At 54.7% G+C, this 19517-nt stretch carries 14 protein-coding genes and 1 tRNA gene; 10 read left to right on the top strand and 5 right to left on the bottom strand.

The annotated features are described in order from the left end of the window. Nucleotides 1–32: 32 nt before the first annotated feature. Entirely contained in the window at nucleotides 33–1238 is a 1206-nt protein-coding gene (gene carA, locus ACZ5FM_RS10855; protein ID WP_250981924.1) for a glutamine-hydrolyzing carbamoyl-phosphate synthase small subunit, read from the bottom strand. A 333-nt stretch (nucleotides 1239–1571) separates the two neighbouring features. Here carA and ACZ5FM_RS10850 point away from each other — a divergent pair, with 333 nt between their 5' ends. The 4 genes from ACZ5FM_RS10850 to ACZ5FM_RS10835 all read left to right on the top strand — a co-directional run bounded on the left by ACZ5FM_RS10850 (nucleotide 1572) and on the right by ACZ5FM_RS10835 (nucleotide 7879). Then, complete coding sequence (locus tag ACZ5FM_RS10850) at nucleotides 1572–2021, top strand: GatB/YqeY domain-containing protein (protein WP_192488864.1); 450 nt, start codon at nucleotides 1572–1574, stop codon at nucleotides 2019–2021. 210 nt (nucleotides 2022–2231) lie between these two features. Beyond that, a complete protein-coding gene (dnaG, locus tag ACZ5FM_RS10845; RefSeq protein ID WP_464038666.1) occupies nucleotides 2232–4241 on the top strand; it encodes a DNA primase in 2010 nt (669 codons plus the stop codon). 398 nt (nucleotides 4242–4639) lie between these two features. Further along, on the top strand, nucleotides 4640–6688 hold the full coding sequence (gene rpoD, locus ACZ5FM_RS10840; protein ID WP_192488459.1) for an RNA polymerase sigma factor RpoD: 2049 nt from the start codon (nucleotides 4640–4642) through the stop codon (nucleotides 6686–6688). A gap of 159 nt (nucleotides 6689–6847) precedes the next feature. Continuing rightward, the gene (locus ACZ5FM_RS10835; RefSeq protein WP_464038665.1) at nucleotides 6848–7879 is read left to right on the top strand and encodes a DUF930 domain-containing protein; all 1032 of its coding nucleotides are present in this window, start codon (nucleotides 6848–6850) and stop codon (nucleotides 7877–7879) included. Between the two features lie 11 nt (nucleotides 7880–7890). On the opposite strand, the gene ACZ5FM_RS10830 is transcribed toward ACZ5FM_RS10835, so the two are convergent. Then, nucleotides 7891–10446: an HWE histidine kinase domain-containing protein gene (locus tag ACZ5FM_RS10830; protein WP_464038664.1), complete on the bottom strand. Its 2556-nt coding sequence runs from the start codon at nucleotides 10444–10446 to the stop codon at nucleotides 7891–7893. Continuing rightward, complete coding sequence (locus ACZ5FM_RS10825; RefSeq protein WP_250981920.1) at nucleotides 10433–10645, bottom strand: hypothetical protein; 213 nt, start codon at nucleotides 10643–10645, stop codon at nucleotides 10433–10435. The genes ACZ5FM_RS10830 and ACZ5FM_RS10825 overlap by 14 nt, the downstream gene beginning before the upstream one ends. Before the next feature lie 86 nt (nucleotides 10646–10731). On the opposite strand from ACZ5FM_RS10825, the gene ACZ5FM_RS10820 reads away from it, so the two are divergent. Then, on the top strand, nucleotides 10732–11154 hold the full coding sequence (locus tag ACZ5FM_RS10820; protein ID WP_259144064.1) for a secondary thiamine-phosphate synthase enzyme YjbQ: 423 nt from the start codon (nucleotides 10732–10734) through the stop codon (nucleotides 11152–11154). A 184-nt stretch (nucleotides 11155–11338) separates the two neighbouring features. Beyond that, nucleotides 11339–11680, top strand: a complete 342-nt coding sequence (locus tag ACZ5FM_RS10815) for a hypothetical protein (protein ID WP_192488462.1) — start codon at nucleotides 11339–11341, stop codon at nucleotides 11678–11680. A gap of 166 nt (nucleotides 11681–11846) precedes the next feature. Here ACZ5FM_RS10815 and ACZ5FM_RS10810 read toward each other — a convergent pair. After that, a tRNA-Ile gene (locus tag ACZ5FM_RS10810) sits at nucleotides 11847–11922 on the bottom strand. A 183-nt stretch (nucleotides 11923–12105) separates the two neighbouring features. Between ACZ5FM_RS10810 and ACZ5FM_RS10805 the strand changes: the two genes are divergently transcribed. From ACZ5FM_RS10805 to ACZ5FM_RS10795, 3 genes are all read left to right on the top strand, one after another. Continuing rightward, a complete protein-coding gene (locus tag ACZ5FM_RS10805) occupies nucleotides 12106–12852 on the top strand; it encodes an SIMPL domain-containing protein (RefSeq protein ID WP_405049365.1) in 747 nt (248 codons plus the stop codon). A gap of 205 nt (nucleotides 12853–13057) precedes the next feature. After that, nucleotides 13058–13501 (top strand): PACE efflux transporter, encoded by a 444-nt coding sequence (locus ACZ5FM_RS10800; protein ID WP_464038663.1) that lies wholly within the window; start codon nucleotides 13058–13060, stop codon nucleotides 13499–13501. A 93-nt stretch (nucleotides 13502–13594) separates the two neighbouring features. Beyond that, complete coding sequence (locus ACZ5FM_RS10795) at nucleotides 13595–14158, top strand: dual specificity protein phosphatase family protein (RefSeq protein ID WP_285200439.1); 564 nt, start codon at nucleotides 13595–13597, stop codon at nucleotides 14156–14158. A gap of 62 nt (nucleotides 14159–14220) precedes the next feature. On the opposite strand, the gene ACZ5FM_RS10790 is transcribed toward ACZ5FM_RS10795, so the two are convergent. Next, nucleotides 14221–15468 (bottom strand): AGE family epimerase/isomerase, encoded by a 1248-nt coding sequence (locus ACZ5FM_RS10790; RefSeq protein WP_464038661.1) that lies wholly within the window; start codon nucleotides 15466–15468, stop codon nucleotides 14221–14223. 183 nt (nucleotides 15469–15651) lie between these two features. Between ACZ5FM_RS10790 and metH the strand changes: the two genes are divergently transcribed. After that, nucleotides 15652–19425, top strand: a complete 3774-nt coding sequence (gene metH, locus ACZ5FM_RS10785) for a methionine synthase (protein ID WP_464038660.1) — start codon at nucleotides 15652–15654, stop codon at nucleotides 19423–19425. The last annotated feature ends 92 nt before the right edge of the window (nucleotides 19426–19517 follow it).

Genomic DNA, 19517 nt, shown 5'->3' with positions numbered 1-19517 from the left:
TTTTTATATCTGTTGATTTTTAGAGAGTCGTATCAACGCTCTGCCAGAGCGGCTTCACCCTTTTTCTCGCGAACGAGATTGACGAAGCGGCGGAACAGGTAGTGGCTATCCTGCGGGCCAGGGGAGGCTTCCGGGTGGTGCTGTACCGAGAACACCGGCTTGCCGACAACGCGCAGGCCGCAGTTCGTGCCGTCGAACAGCGAAATATGAGTCTCTTCAACGCCTTCCGGCAGCGACTTCGTGTCGACTGCAAAGCCGTGGTTCATGGACACGATTTCCACCTTGCCGGTGGTGAAGTCCTTGACCGGGTGGTTGGCGCCGTGGTGGCCCTGATGCATCTTTTCAGTCTTTGCACCAAGCGCCAGACCAAGCATCTGGTGACCGAGGCAGATGCCGAACAGCGGCAGCTCGGACTTGATCAAATCCTGAATGACAGGAACGGCATATTCTCCGGTCGCAGCCGGGTCGCCAGGACCGTTGGACAGGAACACACCGTCGGGCTTCAGAGCCAGAATGTCTTCGGCAGAGGTCTTGGCAGGAACGACAGTGACCTTGCAGTCAAGGCCGGCAAACAGGCGCAGGATGTTACGCTTTACGCCGAAGTCAACGCAGACGACGTGGTACTTGGCATCAGCTTCGCCGAGCGTGCCGTAACCTTCGTTCCATACCCAAGGTGTCTCGGTCCAGACGGAAGACTGACCGGATGTGGCTTCAATGGCGAGGTCGAGACCGACCAGACCGCTCCATGCCTTGGCTTCGGTCTTCAGCGCGTCGATATCGAAAACGCCGTTCGGGTCGTGGGCGATGACGGCGTTTGGTGCACCGTTTTCACGGATCCATGCAGTCAGTGCGCGTGTGTCGATGCCGCACAGGCCGATGATGCCACGGGCCTTCAGCCACGCATCGAGATGCTTGGCGGCGCGGTAGTTGGAGGGGTCGGTGATGTCGGCCTTGAAGATAACGCCAACCGCGCCGCGACGTGCCGCCGGTGTCAGGTCTTCGATGTCTTCATCATTGGTACCAACGTTGCCGATATGCGGGAAGGTGAACGTAACGATCTGGCCAAGGTAGGACGGATCGGTGAGGATTTCCTCGTAACCGGTCAGTGCCGTGTTGAAGCAGACTTCGGCCTGAACCTTGCCAGTTGCGCCGATGCCGAAGCCTTCAATGACTGTGCCGTCGGCAAGAACGAGCATGGCAGTTGGTTTGCGGGTGGTCCATGGAGTTGTTGCGGTCATATCCGTTCCGTTTCCGCCCTCGCGCAACCGCTCACCTCTTGAAAGGTGACGGATCAAGGGCCATCTCTGGTCGCAGGCAAGGGCGCGCGAAATCCTCGCGACAGTACCCTTGATTAAAATCTCGTGCAGGTGCCGGAAAATAGACAAAGCGACGCTGGCGGTCAACCATAGCCTTGTGGATTACGTGGAATTAAAGCCCATGAAATTCAACGGGTTGTGTAATTGATTTGCGGGGTGTTGTTCGCTCGTCTAAGAGAACGCCAAAAATGACACGGAAAAGCGGCCTGACGAGACAGGCAAAACAACGCTTTTCGAAGGAGAATTGAGACCATGATGCGCGATATTTTCGCAAATGAGCTGAAAGAATCGCTGAAGGCAAGAGATGCGCGCCGCACTGGCACCATCCGGCTTATCCAGACGGCGATCAAGGACCGTGATATCGCCAACCGCGGTGTTGGCAAAGACCCGGTCTCGGATGACGAAATCATGCAGATCCTCACCAAGATGATCAAGCAGCGTGACGAGTCTGCCACCATTTATGATGGCGCCAACCGTCCCGAGCTTGCTACGCAGGAGCGTGAGGAAATCGAGGTCATTCGCGGTTTCATGCCGGAACAGATTCCGGAAGAAAAAGTGCGTGAGCTTTGCCAGTCTGTGATCAGCGAAACCGGTGCAGCCGGTCTGCGTGACATGGGCAAGTGCATGAACGTTCTGAAGGAAAAATATCCGGGCCAGATCGATTTTGCCAAGGCATCCGGCATGGTCAAGGATTTGCTGAAGTAATTTCAGCCAAAAATGTTATTGTGAAAGGCAGGGTATGTGCCCTGCCTTTTTTATTTCCTTCCAGCAGCGTCTCTACCCAAGGAAATCTGCACCGTTATTTCCCTTGGTCCGAAGGAAATGTATCCCCCTGTGAATAGTGGGCATTACCTTTCGCCATTGTTGGTATAATTTCCTTAACGCGCTTATATGGAAGGCTTGCCGAGGTTTCAGATGCGCTTTTCGAATTCCTTTCTCGATGAAATACGCGACCGCGTTAACATCTCTGATGTTATCGGGCGGCGCGTGACGTGGGACAGGAAGAAGAGCAATCCGTCGCGCGGTGACTTCTGGGCCTGCTGCCCGTTCCATGGTGAAAAAAGCCCAAGCTTCCACTGCGAGGACCGCAAGGGCCGCTACCACTGCTTTGGTTGTGGCGTGTCCGGTGACCATTTCCGTTTTCTGACCGATCTGGATGGTCTCAATTTCCCAGAGGCCGTGCAACAGATTGCCGATATGGCAGGTGTTGCCATGCCGCAGCCGGATGTGCAGGCTGAGCGGCGCGAGCGTGAGCGAGCCTCACTGCAGGACGTCATGGAAATGGCGACCGTATTCTTTCAGGACCAGTTGCAGACCGCAGCAGGCGCCAAGGCGAGAGCCTATCTGCGCGACCGCGGACTGACAGGTCGCACCATTGAGACCTTTCGATTGGGTTTTGCCCCGGAAGGGCGCAATACATTGAAGGAATATCTGGCTGGCAAAGGTGTCGGCAAGGATCAGATGGAGGCCTGCGGCCTGGTGGTGCATGAAAACGTGCCGGTGTCCTATGACCGGTTTCGCGATCGCATCATGTTCCCGATCCTGTCATCACGCGAGAAGGTGATTGCCTTTGGTGGTCGTGCCATGTCGCAGGATGCCTTGGCCAAATACCTGAACTCCAATGAGACCGAGCTCTTTCACAAGGGCAATGTGCTTTACAATTTCGCCAGAGCCAGACGCGCCAGCCAGACACCGGGACAACAGTCCGGTGGAACGGTCATTGCCGTTGAAGGGTATATGGACGTTATCGCGTTGCATCAGGCCGGTATTGAAAATGCCGTTGCACCGCTTGGCACTGCGTTGACTGAAAATCAGCTTGAACTTCTCTGGAAAATGTCACCGCAGCCGGTGTTGTGCTTCGATGGTGATGGCGCCGGTATTCGCGCGGCCAACCGCGCTGCAGATTTGGCGTTGCCGCATATCAAGCCGGGACGTTCGGTCAGTTTCGCACTGTTGCCCGATGGCAAGGACCCGGATGATCTGGTGCGTCATGAGGGGCGGGCACCTTTCGACCGCGTCATGGCTGAAGCCAAGCCGCTGGCGGCGATGATCTGGAGCCGTGAGACGGCAGCCATGAGCTTCGATACGCCGGAAAAGCGGGCCGAACTTGAAAATCGCCTGAAACAGATCGTGACTGTCATTGCCGATGAAAGCGTGCGTCGTCACTACCAGCAGGACATGCGCGACCGGTTGAACGGCTTTTTCCAGCCGCAGTTCCAGCGTGGCCCATCGCAGGGTGGGCAGATGCGCCGTAATGGCGCACAGCCACGTGCAGGTGCTGGCGGGCGTGCTGCTGGGGCTGGTGGTGCAGGACGTGGCGGTGCGGCGTCTTCCAGCTTCTCCGACCGCCTTGTGCAGTCAGGCCTGGTCAAGGGATATCAGGCAACGCCTGCGCTGCGCGAAAGCGTGCTGGCCATTACCATTGTCAATCATCCAGTGCTGCTGCTGGAGGAATATGACGAGATTGCCGCCATTGATTATGAAAACCGTGATTTGCAGCGGCTTTGGTCGCAGGTTTTGACCTACGCGGCTGAAAGTGCCGAGCGCCTGTCACGCGAAGGCATGATGGAGCGGCTGGAGGGCCAAGGCTTCGGTGTGTTGCTGAAGGCGATGGAGCAGCAGGTTCGCAACGCGCGTCTTTGGACGGCGACCGTCGATGCTGCGCCGGAAGATGCGCGCGAAGGCTATAATCAGGCGCTGGCCTTGCATAAACGCACCAAAGTGCTGCGTTGGCAGAAAATGGAACAACAGCGTGAGATTGCCGAAGCAACCGAAGCGGGCGATGGTGATCGCGTTGTTCAATTGATGCGGGCGCTTAACGAGGTTCAGCTCGAAATCACCCGAATGGAGAACCAGGAAGCGATTATTGATGGTTTCGGTGTGATGTCCGGACGGGTGAAGGGACCGGCATTTGGACGCAGTTGATAAGAGATAGGCCTTGAGTTCTTCTCTGGGGCTTGTTTTAACCCTTCTGTTTCCTAAATAGTGGATAAGTCGGTGACTGCCCGTAAAATGCCTTGTTATTATCGGCTTTTTTGACTTTTCGTGGTCTGTTGTGCCGGAAAGGCTTGACTGGATGAGAAATAGCGGGAATCACCAATTCAGGTAAATAAGGTGGAATGGCCCTTGGTGGATCAGAACGGCATTAGCGAGCACTTCTGCATGCGAACGCATTGTTTGACGCTGACGGCCGTCGTGGTTAATCGGCAATTAAATATCATTCCGTTAGGTGTGTGACAGTGATTCGCTTCACACCTGATGCCTACCAAGGCAACAGGTTTGGAGCGAACGGCATGTTAGCGTCAGGGAAAGCGACGAGATAGATGGCAACCAAAGTCAAAGAAAACGAAGAAGCAGAAAACGAACGCGACGGTGCGACGGACGGTCCGCTTCTCGATCTTTCCGATGACGCGGTCAAAAAAATGATCAAGGCCGCAAAGAAGCGCGGCTATGTCACGATGGATGAGCTGAACTCTGTTCTGCCTTCCGAAGAGGTGACGTCGGAGCAGATCGAAGACACGATGGCAATGTTGTCCGATATGGGCATCAATGTTGTCGAGGATGAAGAAGCCGAAGAAGCCAGCAATAATGACGAGGACGGCGATACCGAAGCGGAGGAATCCGAAGGCGGTGAGCTGAGCACGTCCAGCGGCACGGCACTGGCGACGGCGAAGAAGAAAGAACCGACCGATCGTACAGACGATCCGGTGCGCATGTATCTGCGCGAAATGGGTTCGGTAGAGCTTCTGTCTCGCGAAGGCGAAATTGCCATTGCCAAGCGCATCGAAGCTGGCCGCGAAACAATGATCTCCGGTCTCTGTGAGAGCCCGTTGACGTTCCAGGCGCTGATTATCTGGCGCGATGAACTCAACGAAGGCACTACACTGCTGCGCGAAATCATCGACCTCGAAACGACCTATTCCGGTCCTGAGGCGAAGGCTGCCCCGCAGTTCCAGAGCCCTGAAAAGATCGAGGCTGATCGCAAGGCTGCCGAAGAAAAAGAAAAGACACGCCGTGCACGCGTCAGCGATGACGATGTGACCAATGTCGGCGGTGAAGGCCTGCCACTCGAGGAAGAAGAAGAGGACGATGACGAATCGAACCTTTCTCTTGCTGCGATGGAAGCTGAACTGCGTCCGCAGGTCATGGAAACGCTCGATACGATTGCTGACACCTACAAGAAGCTGCGCAAGCTTCAGGACCAGCAGGTTGAGGCACGCCTGGCCTGTACAGGCACCCTGTCCAGCGGGCAGGAGCGTCGGTACAAGGAACTTAAGGATCAGTTGATCACGGCCGTTAAGTCGCTGTCGCTGAACCAGAACCGCGTCGACAGCCTCGTTGAGCAGCTTTACGACATTTCCAAGCGTCTGATGCAGAACGAAGGCCGTCTGCTGCGTCTGGCTGAATCCTACGGCGTGAAGCGTGACAGCTTCCTTGAGCAGTATCACGGTGCCGAACTTGATCCGAACTGGATGAAGTCGATTGCCAACCTTGTTGCCAAGGGCTGGAAGGACTTCGCACGCGAAGAGAACCAGACAATCCGCGATATCCGTCTCGAAATCCAGAATCTGGCCACCGAAACCGGCATTTCCATTGCCGAGTTCCGCCGCATTGTGTCGATGGTGCAGAAGGGTGAACGCGAAGCGCGTATCGCCAAGAAGGAAATGGTTGAGGCCAACCTGCGTCTCGTTATTTCCATCGCCAAGAAGTACACAAACCGTGGTCTGCAGTTCCTCGACCTTATTCAGGAAGGCAACATCGGCTTGATGAAGGCGGTGGACAAGTTCGAATATCGTCGTGGTTACAAGTTCTCGACCTATGCGACATGGTGGATTCGCCAGGCTATCACCCGCTCGATTGCGGACCAGGCACGTACCATCCGTATTCCGGTGCATATGATCGAAACGATCAACAAGATCGTTCGTACATCGCGCCAGATGCTGCATGAAATTGGTCGCGAGCCGACACCGGAAGAACTGGCTGAAAAGCTGGCCATGCCGCTTGAAAAGGTGCGCAAGGTTCTGAAGATCGCCAAGGAGCCGATTTCGCTCGAAACGCCAGTGGGTGACGAAGAAGATTCGCATCTGGGTGACTTCATCGAAGACAAGAACGCGCTTCTGCCTATCGATGCTGCCATTCAGGCCAACCTGCGTGAAACAACCACGCGCGTTCTGGCGTCCCTGACACCCCGTGAAGAGCGCGTTCTGCGTATGCGTTTTGGCATCGGCATGAACACCGACCACACCCTGGAAGAGGTTGGTCAGCAGTTCTCGGTGACACGCGAACGTATTCGTCAGATTGAAGCCAAGGCGCTTCGCAAGCTGAAGCACCCAAGCCGTTCGCGCAAGCTGCGTTCGTTCCTGGATAGCTAAAAGCAAAATATCGCACTTTGAAAAACCGGCCCTTGTGGCCGGTTTTTTGTTGCGCGCTTTCAAGCTCATGTGAGGCAAAGTGCGAATGGGTGGAACGCACGGTATATTGTACGAGATGCCGTCGCACTTTGGCTTTGTTTGCATTATTGATGTTGTGCGATGCAGAAGATTCCGGACAAACAATGGTGGCAAAAAGGATGGACGATCCCGGTATCGGTCGTACTGCACCTTGCTATTGTTGGTGCGTTCTTTTTGCAGTTTCCGGATTTCCCGACCGAGATGGCGGAGCCTGAAAGCATTAGTGTCGATCTGGTGCCACCAGAGCCAGAACCACCACCGCCGCCACCTGAGCCTGAAAAGGAACCGGAAAAGCCGGAACAACCCGCTGCACCACCACCTCCGCCTCCGCCGCCTGCCGAAGAGGCTACGCAAAAAATGCCAGCGGCCACAATGCCAGCAATCGCAATCCGCCCTGAGCCTCAGAAGGACGATGTCGTGGATAATCCCGGCACTAGTCCCGAAGACGACGCTTCCGTCGCTGAAGACCCTACGGAGCTGGAGGAAAAGCCAACCGAGACGGTAACCGAGCCAAGCGAGAAGCCGGTAGAGAATGCCGAAGTGGAAACGGCTTCGGCTGCTGCCGAGGACAACCCGCCGCCAACCGCTGCCGATGGTGAGTTGGCACCGCCTGATCCTGTCAAAACCGAACCTGCTAAAAAGCCGGTAGAGGCCAAACCGGAGAAAAAACCTGTCGAGGAAAAGCCGGTAGAGGAAAAGGCAGCACAGACACCGAAGACCGATGCGCCAAAGAAATTAAAGAGCGCCAAAAAGCTTTTATCAAATCGGGTGATTGATAATCCCGGCATGCGTTCCATGCTGGGCGATTTGCCACCCAAACGCCGCATCGTGCAAATGTGCAGCATTGAGGCGTTGGCGCAGATCCGTCAGGTGCGCTCTGGCTCCAGTGGACCGGATGGCATTGTGCCATTTTCGGATAAGGGTGGCCTGATTTCCGGCAATGTGCTTGATGCAAGTGGTGGTGCCTTTAACGTTGGCAACCACTGGTACGATGTCACATTCCGTTGCGAGGTAGACCTCGATAACTTCAACGTCACATCGTTCCAGTATGAGATTGGCAAGGCGGCAGTGCCGCAGGCCGATGTCGTGAAACGTGGTTTCCCAGTGCCTTAAAACCGGTACAATCAGGCAGTTTCCGCTTTTTGCGACAGTCTGCCAATTTCTGACATGAGGGCATCTTCATCATAAGGTTTTCGGATAACTGGCACATTGGTCAGTTCTGCCGGTACGGCCAGGCTATCAGAATAACCGGTCGCAAACATGAATGGAATCTTGCGTCTCAAGAGTTCCTGGGCGACCGGAATGGATGTGTCCGAGCCAAGATTGATATCCAAAATGGCGACATCCGGTGAGAAGCTTTTCAGCTTTTCCAGTGCCATGCCGGAGGATGTCGCTGTTTCGACGCCGAAGATACCATTGTCTTCCAGCATATTTTCAACATCCATAGCAATCAGCATCTGGTCTTCAACGAGGAGCACTTTCAACGGTTCACCCTTTTTATGATGGTGTGATGGGGCAGTGTTTTTGGTTTCGCTCGCAACCGGAGCGGCGATCTTGGACGATGATATATGGCGGGCAGGCAGCAGCATCTGCACCTGCAAACCATCCAGCAAATAGGTTGTCGTACTTTTACCGCCGAGGTCGTAGGGAATGCTGCGATTGATCAGTGCCGTGCCAAACCCCGTGCGTGACGGCGCAATCATCGGCGTACGCAGCACTTCGCGCCATTCCAAAGCGCAGTCGCCCACCTCGTTCAGCTTCCAGCTGACGGACAATTGTCCGCCGCTGTGGGCGAGGGCGCCATATTTCGCAGCATTGGTGGCCAGTTCGTGGAGGACCAGCGCCATGACGGAGAAGGCGCGCGAATCGAGAATGATATGCGGGCCGTCCAGGCTGATTGTGCCTTCACCAGCGCTATGCGGTGTCAGCTCGGCGTCCAGAAGGTCTTTGAGGGCACCACCGCCATCACCACGAATGATCTGGTCATGGGCGAATGACAGTGCCTGTATACGACCTTTCAGCGAGGTGATGTAGTCTTCCAGTGTGCGACCTTGCTGTTTCGGATTGCCCACCAGTGACTTGATGATCGCCAGCACGTTTTTGACGCGGTGGTTCAGCTCCTCGTTCAGCATGCGCTGACGCACCTCGGCGCGTTTGCGCTCGCCTGCCATCAGTTCGCTGTGGTGAAAGGCTATTTCCATCAGTGCAACACGTGCGGCTTCGGCAATCTGCCGGTCGGCTTCGGTCCACGGTTGCGCCTGCATTTCCACTGTTTCTTTCCAGATGGCGAAGCTCTTGCGCGGGGTCAGGCGGTCGCCCAAAGGACCTGTTTCATAGGATTTCTCCGGATTTCCTCCCCAGTTCAAAGTCTGGATCAGTTCCTTGCGGAAAAACAGCAAATATTTTTCTTCGACCTGCGAAAGAGGAATGGCAAGCATTCCGGCTGCAACATCGCTGTAAGCCGCTGCTTCCGGATGCTGTTGCGACAGGCAATGACCTGCCCAGATTTTGGCGCCTTCGACCATTGAGGTCGTGAACATGATGAGACCCGGGATAGCATCTTCTGGCGGTGTAGAGCCCTGGCTGTACCACTTGCCCTTCAACCAAAGCCCAACCCCATCACATGGCATCAACCGGGTGAAGTCATGGAAACTTTCGACGAGAAGTTGCTCAATATCCGTGTGGTGGGCTGCAACACGCAAAAACGTATCGAGTGCAGCATGTGCCTGATTAGCCGTATCCAGTTTGCGCTTCTGTTTCAGGGCCTGGAGATGCAGGGAGAAAAACTCACCAAACATTTCTGCAGCGATGCGGCCTGGCAGCGACAGCATGCGAGGCGAGTAGTGGTGGCAGGCAATAAGGCCCCAGAGCACACCATCAACAATGATGGAGATCGACATGGAGGCCGACACGCCCATGTTACGCAGGTATTCCAGGTGAATGGGCGAAACGCTGCGCAAATGGGCAAATGAGAGATCGAGCGGTTCTCCGGAAGCATCAAGAACGGGGTTTATCGCAACCCGATCGCCGTTGGCATTGGAGATGATGCGCAAGGTGTTTTTCAGGTAAAGCGCGCGAGCCTGCTGGGGAATGTCGCTGGCGGGGAAATATTGCCCAAGAAAACTTTCCAGCTCGCGTTCTTTCGCCTCGGAGATGACTTTGCCCGCGCCGTCGTCTTCAAAACGGTAGATCATTACGCGGTCATAACCGAGCGTGGCTTTTACCAGCTTGGCGGCCCGCTCTACAAATATTTCGATGTTATTGAGCGACTTGATCCGCTCGATCATCCGCTGTGCCAAGTGCAAGGGATGGACTTCATCACTGGCCGGCTCCAATTCGATGATTGTAGTAGATTTGTGCCGATGCACGGAAATGTCGAAAATCAGGCCATCTTTGATTTTGACGCCCGGCAGTACTGCCGGTCTTTCGCTGCGGTTCATAATGGTCAGCGCGTTGCGTAGATCATGTACCGCCTGATCGCCCAGAATGCTTTCAATCGGTTTGCCGTTCAGGTTCTCAGTTTCACGCAGCATTTCACCACAGTTTTCCGAGTGGCGAATGATGGTGTGCATGGTTTTGTCACAGGCGATCAGACAACCATGGGGCTGTATGAAGCCAGGTATATGGATTGGTTCCTTGTCGCAATTGGTCAGATTGACCTGTTTATCAGGGATATTCATATGCCATACTTTCAAAACGAACCGGAACTGAAGCAATCACGCTGCCGTACGGATATACAGTCGCAATTGATGATTTTTGATGAATTATCAGCGGGAAACGATTGAAGATGGCGTCGGTGCCAAGCGACATAGAAGACTGCCTTCGGTCAAGATTCGATTGTGTTGGGGCAAAAATTCGGTCCAAGATTTCAGTCGTCACGCGTTTGTCCCGTTATGGAAATTGCCCCTTATGGCCATCAACATTTCCGAAGCATTTAAGTTCCATTTTAAAACAGGAAAAAATACATGCCGCAGAAAACCATAGTGATCTCGACCAAAGGGCAGGGGCTTTACGAATTTACTCGTGAGGCGGCGTCTTTTATACGGGACTGCGGCGGTGAGGACGGGCTGTTGACGCTGTTCGTGCGCCACACATCCTGTTCTCTGCTGATTCAAGAAAATGCCGATCCGGATGTCCAGCGAGATTTGCGGGAGTTTTTTGCCCGCCTTGTTCCCCCATCAAACGACCCTTCCATGCGTTGGGTTGTTCATACGATGGAGGGGCCTGATGATATGCCTGCTCACATCAAATCAGCACTGACACAGGTGTCCATCGGTATCCCCGTGTCAGCAGGTCGAATGGCGTTGGGAACATGGCAGGGCATCTATCTTTTCGAGCATCGAGACCAGTCTCACCGGCGTGAAATCGTACTTCACCTATCGCCGTGACTTTTTATTTTTATATGAAAATCAATCCTTTATTTCGAATTTTCGTCCGAGTTAATCATAATGAACTATAGCTGAACGGACGGTTCTGAATCCGTTCAGCCTGATCTTTCTATGTTCTCTTCAACCGCTTGGGAAATGCGGGATCGTTATTGGTCCAACCCTCAAGGAAATTGGAGAAAACACAATGTTGAATAGTTTTGCAAAAGCCGGTCTGGCAGCACTCATCGCTCTTGGTGGTTTCTCTGCGACCGCGTCGACAGCTTCTGCCGGTGGTCCGGAAATTCGTTTCGGTATCTACAACGGCGGTGGCCACGGTGGTGGTCATGGCTGGCAGCGTGAGCGCGATCGTCGACGCGACAATTGCTCCCCTTGGTTTGCAGAAGAAAAGGCAAGCCGCATGGGCTTGCGCCGCGCCCGCGTTGTTGACGTTTCGCCGCGTCGCGTTGTTGTCGCCGGTTTTGACCGCCACGGCCGTGACCGCGTTATCTTCGCCAATCAGCGTGGTTGCCCGGTTATCCGCCGCTAATCATTTCACAGCATCAGCCGTCTGGTCCACCCGCCCTTGACGGCCTGAAAGGAACGCCTCTTGCTTTGCTCTCACGGGCAGGCATGGGGCGTTTCAACAAATCAGCCCGCAACTTTACGCACCCCCGTTTCGAGAATACGTGATATTGAAGTGTTCTGGAGAAAGTTGGTGGGCCTGGAGAGACTCGAACTCCCAACCAAGCGGTTATGAGCCGCCGGCTCTAACCATTGAGCTACAGGCCCACTGAGCACCATGTGCTCATGTACGCCGGATGCAATGGTTCATATCGGCGCAAAAATGGCTCTAAACCAATTTGCGGGAACCTACAAGCCATTGCCGTAAAGGCTTCACAATCTATTGCCACAGGATAATGATGCGCTCAAACTTGCAACGATTTGGTGCATCCAATAATGAGGAGACATTCCATGATTGCTAAAAATGCCCGTACTGCTTTGATTCTGGCGGCATTCACGACCTTTTCGACACTGCCCATGGGCGCAAGTGTTGCCTTTGCGCAGGCCTCCACGCCACGCGAAGCAGTTATCAATGTTTCGGGCGAAGGCCAGGCGGCAATCGTGCCTGACATGGCGATTCTCTCCTTCAGCGTTGTTAAGCAGGCTGACACTGCCGCGGCAGCTCTCGATGCCAACAGCAAGGCACTGGCCGAAGTCTTGAAAGCCCTGAAGGCTGACAAGATTGATGACAAGGATCTGCAGACCAGCAACTTCTCCATTCAGCCGCTCTACAAGCAGGTTGAGCCAAAGGATGGCGTTTATGTTGCGCCTGAGATCATCGGTTATCAGGTTAGCAACGGCCTGACAGTGCGGGTGCGCGATTTGGCGAAGCTTGGCGGCATCATGGATACCTCGGTCAAGCTTGGTATCAATCAGGGTGGCGATATCAGCTTCACCAATGACAAACCGGATGCGACGGTTGAGGAGGCACGCAAGGCAGCCGTTGCCAATGCGGTTGAAAAAGCCAAGACCCTTGCTGCAGCCGCTGGCGTAAAGCTTGGCCGTATCATTGAAATCAATGAAAACATGCCACGCCCGATGGCGCAGCCAATGGTGCGCGCCGCAATGATGAAAGAAATGGATGCGGGCGTACCGATCGCGGCTGGTGAAAATACCTATACCGTGACTGTAAACCTGACATTTGCGCTGGAACAGTAATCTTTTAGCGGCGAGGGGCAGCGGTTTACCGTTGCCCTTTGTCTGTTCGTGGCGCTGTTTGTCCCGCGGCTTTCTCAGACCTCTGGCCAAAGAAAAGCAGTTGCATTTACGACATCATCTCCTATTTAGGGCACAAGAGAGGACGGCCTCCCCCATAACGGGAAGATTGATCGGGACGACCCGGTAGCACCCGCAGGGGAATATCATGCGCTCCGTTCGCGACAGAATCCGTCACGCCATCAGTTTCGAAATCATCGGTCTTTTGCTGGTTACGCCTTTGGGCGCGCTGGTGTTCAACAAACCGATTGAAGACATTGGCGTTATTGCAGTTGTCGGTGCAACGCTCGCCACCCTGTGGAACTACGTTTACAATCTGTCCTTCGATATGCTGATGACGCACTGGCGCGGCACGACCGAAAAGACCATTCCGATCCGTGTACTGCACACGGTATTGTTTGAGGCCGGTCTGCTTGTGGTGCTGTTGCCGTTCATTGCGACATATCTCGGCATCACACTCTGGGCAGCCTTTGTCATGGATGCCGCTTTCGCACTGTTTTATATGGTCTATGCCTTTGTTTTCAATTGGGGTTATGACCGCGTTTTCCCACTACCCGAGTGGAGTCAGGGCGAAAACATCACGCAATCGTGACGCCTCTACGCCGTTGAATGCAACCATGGCTTACTTGTTTTATCGCCTGTGCGCTGACAAGTAAGCGCCATTGTTGCGTGCGTATATGAGTGTATGTTTGTGCGAATTTTGAAAATTGCAAAAATTGCGGCTGTTTGTCTGGTCGCATTGCCTGTTTTGACCGGCGCCCATATGGGCATCAATCAGTTGATCGGGAATTTCCATGAAGTGCTGCCGGGTGAGCTTTATCGCTCGGCACAGCCAAGCGGCAAGGATATTACTTCCTATGCCGAAACCTACGGCATCAAGACCATCATCAATCTACGGGATGAGAAACGCGAAGCCTGGTATAACGCCGAAAGCGAAGCGGCCAAGGCACACGGCATTCGTCTGGTCGATTTTCCGCTCAGTTCCAAGGAAAAGCTGACGCAGGGTGATTCTGAGCTTCTGGTCGAGATCATGAAAAACGCCGAGAAGCCCATTCTTATTCATTGTGAGCATGGCGCCAACCGCACCGGGTTGGTGTCTGCCATGTATGTTGGTGCCGTTGCCGGTAAAAGCGAGATGTTTTCCGAATTCCAGCTGTCACCTTATTACGGTCATGTGCCGATCCCCGGCATTGGTCGTTATGCGATGTACGAATCCTGGGATGAGTTTGAAGAAAGCATCGGGTTTTAAATCTTACTCATAAAAAGTGCCGCGTTTCTAAGGAACGCGGCATTTTTTTATCCGGAATCAATTCAGAACCGGGCATCTTTCTCGGAGATAACCTTGGTCAGGCTGCCATCGGCTGGGAACAGCGGAATGAGGCAGGCCTGCAGCGCGTGGTAAATGTCGCCTTTGCCGGGGAACAGCGTATTGGCCGGAACGAGGTTTTCGGTTAGTTCCTCATGCCAGCCGCCATTTTTGTGATCGATGAAGCGGTTGGAAATGGTGCTCCAGATCTTGCGATAGCTGTCCTCATAAAACGCGTCAGCTGGCAGATTTTCATTGAGGAAGTGGGCAGCACCGGCTGCCTCACACATTGGCCACCAGAGCTTTTCCTTCTTGGCGGGAACATTGTCCCAGTCGAGCGTATAGAAGAAGCCACCTTGTTGTCTGTCCCAGCCAAGAGCCATGGACTGCACGAACAGGGATTGGGCGGCAAGGGGCATCCAGTCGTGTTTGCGGTCTCCCAGCACCCATAATTGCAGGATGAGGCGTGCCCATTCCAGCCAGTGGCCGGGTGTGGAGCCAGAAGGACGGAACATTTCGTTGCCGCGATAATCCTTGTTCAGCGTCCAGTTATCATCGAAATGCTCAGGCACGCGGAAATCCAACGCGCGCGCGCAGCGGTTGATGATGAGGTCGGCAATGCGCTCGGCCTTGTCGAGATAGCTGCGTTCGCCGGTCACCTCATAGGCCGCCATGAGCGCTTCGGTCAGGTGCATGTTGGAGTTCTGGCCGCGATAGGCTTCGATAGGTGACCAGTCGCGGTTGAACTCCTCATTGATGGCGCCGTGTTTTTCTTCCCAGAAGCGGGTCTGCAAAACCTCTGTCACATCGGCGAGCATGGCATCTGCCAGCGGGTGGCCGACCACCTTGGCGGAGGAAGCGGCCAGTAGTACAAATGCGTGGCCGTAACCCTGCTTGCTCGAATCGACCGGACCGTTGTCATCGACCTGCCAGAAATAACCGCCATGTTGGGTGTCACGGTGGTTCTGCCAGAGATAGGTCATGCCATGGTCGATGATATCGCCGCAGCCGGGGCGACCGAGCAAATGGCCAATGGCAAAACAATGCACCATGCGGGCAGAGGCGTGAATGCCGCGAACCGGGTTTTCCTGCTGCAAAGGCGCGCCACTGGCGTTCAGATCGAAGAAACCACCCTTGGGATTGACGGCACGATATTGAAAGAAATCATACAATCCATCCGCCTGTTTCAACAGCCATTGCCTGTGCAGGGGCAGGGTGCTCCAGTTCGCAGAGAGTGTTTCGGCCTTCGGCATTGTCTTCCTCCATGTTGGGGAAAGCTATATCTGCTCATCTATTGGCTGTCACGCAGAAGAGCATTCTCTTATGATGCGACATCATGTGAAACCATAGCTATGACTTGAAGATATATTGACATAAACATATCTTTATGTGAGTTGATGCTTGCGATACCGCAAGCTGGAATGAGGAGAGTGCCCGTGTTTGACGAAGTGTTCGGCGCAGAAGGTGGTCGCCAGGATGGCGCAGAAATTCTGAAAGCCCTTCAACAGGCAGCGCGCGAGCGTATCCTCATCCTTGATGGTGCCATGGGCACGCAGATCCAGGGGCTGGGATTTGAGGAAGACGACTTCCGTGGCAGCCGGTTCATTGGTTGCGCCTGCCATCAGAAGGGCAATAACGACCTTCTTATTCTGACCCAGCCAAGTGCGATCGAAGACATACATTATCGCTATGCGATTGCCGGTGCCGATATTCTGGAAACCAATACCTTCTCGTCAACCAGCATCGCGCAGGCTGACTACGAGATGGAAGGTGCTGTTTATGACCTGAACCGTGAAGGTGCAGCCGTCGTGCGCCGTGCTGCGCAGCGCGCCGAACGCGAAGATGGCAAGCGTCGTTTCGTGGCTGGTGCCATCGGCCCTACCAACCGTACCGCCTCCATTTCCCCTGATGTTAACAATCCCGGTTACCGTGCCGTGACCTTCGATGATCTGCGCCTTGCCTATGGCGAGCAGATCGATGGTCTGATCGATGGTGGTTCTGACATCATCCTGATTGAAACGATCTTCGACACGCTGAACGCGAAGGCGGCGATCTTTGCCTGCCAGGAGCGTTTTGCTGCCAAGGGCATTTATCTGCCGGTGATGATTTCAGGTACGATTACCGACCTTTCGGGCCGCACGCTGTCCGGGCAGACGCCGTCGGCGTTCTGGAACTCGGTGCGTCACGCAAATCCGTTTACCATCGGTCTGAACTGTGCGCTGGGTGCCAACGCCATGCGCCCGCATTTGCAGGAACTGTCTGACGTCGCTGATACCTTCATCTGCGCCTATCCAAATGCTGGCCTGCCAAACGAATTTGGCCAGTACGACGAAACGCCTGAGATGATGGCAAAGCAGGTTGAGGGCTTTGCACGCGACGGTCTGGTCAATATTGTCGGCGGTTGCTGTGGTTCGACGCCTGACCATATCCGCGCCATTGCCGAAGCCGTAAAGGGCCACAAGCCGCGCCAAGTGCCGGAACACAAGTCCTTCATGTCGCTGTCTGGCCTTGAGCCTTTCGTGCTGACCAAGGACATTCCTTTCGTCAACGTCGGTGAGCGTACCAACGTGACCGGCTCGGCGCGTTTCCGCAAGCTGATTACCGCTGGTGATTATACGGCAGCACTTGCCGTTGCCCGAGATCAGGTGGAAAACGGTGCGCAGGTCATCGACATCAACATGGATGAGGGCCTGATCGACAGCCAGAAGGCCATGGTCGAGTTCCTGAACCTGATTGCTGCTGAACCGGATATTGCCCGCGTTCCTGTCATGATCGACTCGTCGAAATTCGAGATCATAGAAGCTGGTCTGAAGTGCGTTCAGGGCAAGTCCATCGTCAACTCCATCTCGCTGAAGGAAGGCGAGGAGAAGTTTCTCGAGCAGGCACGGTTGGTACGTAATTACGGTGCTGCCGTAGTTGTCATGGCGTTTGACGAAGTTGGCCAGGCCGATACCTATCAGCGCAAGGTCGAGATTTGCAGCCGTGCTTATAAGTTGCTGACCGAAAAGGCTGGTCTGCTGCCGGAAGACATCATCTTCGATCCGAACGTGTTTGCGGTGGCAACCGGTATTGAAGAGCACAATAATTACGGTGTCGACTTCATTCAGGCGACACAGACCATCCGCAAGACCATGCCGCTGACACATATCTCCGGCGGTGTTTCCAACCTGTCCTTCTCGTTCCGTGGCAACGAGCCGGTGCGCGAAGCCATGCATGCGGTGTTCCTGTATCACGCCATTCAGGTTGGCATGGACATGGGTATCGTCAATGCTGGCCAGTTGGCTGTCTACGACAATATCGACGCTGAACTGCGTGACGCCTGTGAAGACGTGGTGCTGAACCGTCGTGACGATGCCACTGAGCGACTGCTGGAAATTGCGGAACGTTTCCGTGGTTCTGGTGCCAAGGAAGCCAAGGTGCAGGACCTGTCCTGGCGTGAGCTGCCGGTTGAAAAGCGCCTGTCGCATGCGCTGGTCAATGGCATTACCGACTATATCGATGCCGATACCGAAGAAGCACGCCAGAACGCCGAGCGTCCGCTGCACGTTATCGAAGGCCCGCTGATGGCCGGCATGAATGTGGTGGGTGACCTGTTTGGTGCCGGCAAGATGTTCCTCCCGCAGGTGGTGAAATCCGCCCGCGTCATGAAACAGGCCGTGGCCGTGTTGTTGCCATACATGGAAGAAGAGAAGCGTCTGAATGGCGGCTCTGAACGCAGTGCTGCCGGCAAGGTGCTGATGGCGACCGTGAAAGGCGACGTACACGATATCGGCAAGAACATTGTCGGCGTCGTGCTGGCCTGTAACAACTACGAAATCATCGATCTTGGCGTGATGGTGCCGACCTCGAAAATTCTGGAAACGGCGATTGCCGAGAAGGTTGATGTCATCGGCCTTTCCGGTCTGATCACGCCGTCACTGGACGAGATGGTGCATGTCGCTGCCGAAATGGAGCGGCAGGGTTTTGACATCCCACTGCTGATCGGTGGCGCAACCACCAGCCGTGTGCACACGGCCGTGAAGATCCACCCGCGTTATGAGAAGGGGCAGGCGATTTACGTCACCGATGCTTCGCGTGCCGTGGGTGTGGTGTCGGCGCTGCTGTCCAACGAGCAGAAGCCTGCCTATATCGATGGTATTCGCGGTGAATACGCCAAAGTTGCCGAAGCCCATGCCCGTAACGAGCGTGAGAAGCTGCGCCTACCGTTGCAGCGTGCCCGTGATAATGCCCACAAGGTTGACTGGAGCGATTACAAGCCGGTCAAACCGCAGTTCTATGGCACCAAGGTGTTCGATAGCTACGACCTTGAGGAATTGTCGCGTTACATCGACTGGACTCCGTTCTTCCAGACGTGGGAACTGAAAGGCCGCTACCCGGCGATCCTCAACGATGAAAAGCAGGGTGAAGCCGCACGCCAGCTTTATGCTGACGCACAAGCTATGCTCAAGAAGATCATTGATGAGAAGTGGTTCCGTCCGCGGGCTGTTATCGGTTTCTGGCCTGCCAATACGGTTGGTGACGATATCCGCTTGTTTACCGATGAAAGCCGCGCGGAGGAATTGGCGACGTTCTTCACTCTGCGTCAGCAGTTGTCCAAGCGCGACGGTCGTCCGAATGTGGCGCTATCTGACTTCGTGGCACCAAAGGACAGCGGCGTTGAGGACTATGTCGGCGGTTTCGTTGTCACGGCTGGTATCGAGGAAGTGGCGATTGCCGAACGGTTTGAGCGCGCCAATGACGACTATTCGTCCATTCTCGTAAAGGCGCTGGCGGACCGTTTTGCCGAAGCCTTTGCCGAGTGCATGCATGAACGTGTGCGCAAGGAGTTCTGGGGATATGCCAAGGACGAGAGCCTCAGCAATGAAGATCTGGTCGGTGAAGCTTATGCCGGTATTCGCCCGGCACCCGGTTATCCTGCCCAGCCTGATCACACCGAAAAGAAGACGCTGTTCGAACTTTTGGACGCGACAAATGCCGCCGGTGTCGAGTTGACCGAGAGCTACGCCATGTGGCCGGGTTCTTCCGTGTCTGGCATTTATATCGGCCATCCTGAAAGCTACTATTTCGGCGTTGCCAAAGTCGAGCGCGATCAGGTTCACGACTATGCGGCGCGCAAGGGCATGCCGGTTGTCGAGGTTGAGCGTTGGCTTGGACCAGTGCTGAACTATGTGCCGACCAATGGCGACGACGACGTGGAAAATGCGGCCTGAGAGTTTGCGTCAGGCCGTTGATGATCTGAGTCCGGTTTTCTCGACAAGGTATTGAAGGAAAAGAAAAAGGCGCGAAAAACTTCGCGCCTTTT

The organism is Agrobacterium sp. 5Ca50 (genome assembly GCF_055381905.1).
The sequence above is the reverse complement of the archived record's forward strand: the minus strand, read 5'-3'. Positions and strand labels throughout refer to the sequence as shown.

Coding starts and splice junctions, on each gene's coding strand:
- rpoD (WP_192488459.1), top strand. CDS start 4,640: ATGGCAACCAAAGTCAAAGAAAACGAAGAAGCAGAAAACGAACGCGAC.
- dnaG (WP_464038666.1), top strand. CDS start 2,232: ATGCGCTTTTCGAATTCCTTTCTCGATGAAATACGCGACCGCGTTAAC.
- ACZ5FM_RS10850 (WP_192488864.1), top strand. CDS start 1,572: ATGCGCGATATTTTCGCAAATGAGCTGAAAGAATCGCTGAAGGCAAGA.
- ACZ5FM_RS10800 (WP_464038663.1), top strand. CDS start 13,058: ATGCGCTCCGTTCGCGACAGAATCCGTCACGCCATCAGTTTCGAAATC.
- carA (WP_250981924.1), bottom strand. CDS start 1,238: ATGACCGCAACAACTCCATGGACCACCCGCAAACCAACTGCCATGCTC.
- ACZ5FM_RS10790 (WP_464038661.1), bottom strand. CDS start 15,468: ATGCCGAAGGCCGAAACACTCTCTGCGAACTGGAGCACCCTGCCCCTG.
- ACZ5FM_RS10795 (WP_285200439.1), top strand. CDS start 13,595: ATGTTTGTGCGAATTTTGAAAATTGCAAAAATTGCGGCTGTTTGTCTG.
- ACZ5FM_RS10805 (WP_405049365.1), top strand. CDS start 12,106: ATGATTGCTAAAAATGCCCGTACTGCTTTGATTCTGGCGGCATTCACG.
- ACZ5FM_RS10835 (WP_464038665.1), top strand. CDS start 6,848: ATGCAGAAGATTCCGGACAAACAATGGTGGCAAAAAGGATGGACGATC.
- ACZ5FM_RS10830 (WP_464038664.1), bottom strand. CDS start 10,446: ATGAATATCCCTGATAAACAGGTCAATCTGACCAATTGCGACAAGGAA.
- ACZ5FM_RS10820 (WP_259144064.1), top strand. CDS start 10,732: ATGCCGCAGAAAACCATAGTGATCTCGACCAAAGGGCAGGGGCTTTAC.
- ACZ5FM_RS10815 (WP_192488462.1), top strand. CDS start 11,339: ATGTTGAATAGTTTTGCAAAAGCCGGTCTGGCAGCACTCATCGCTCTT.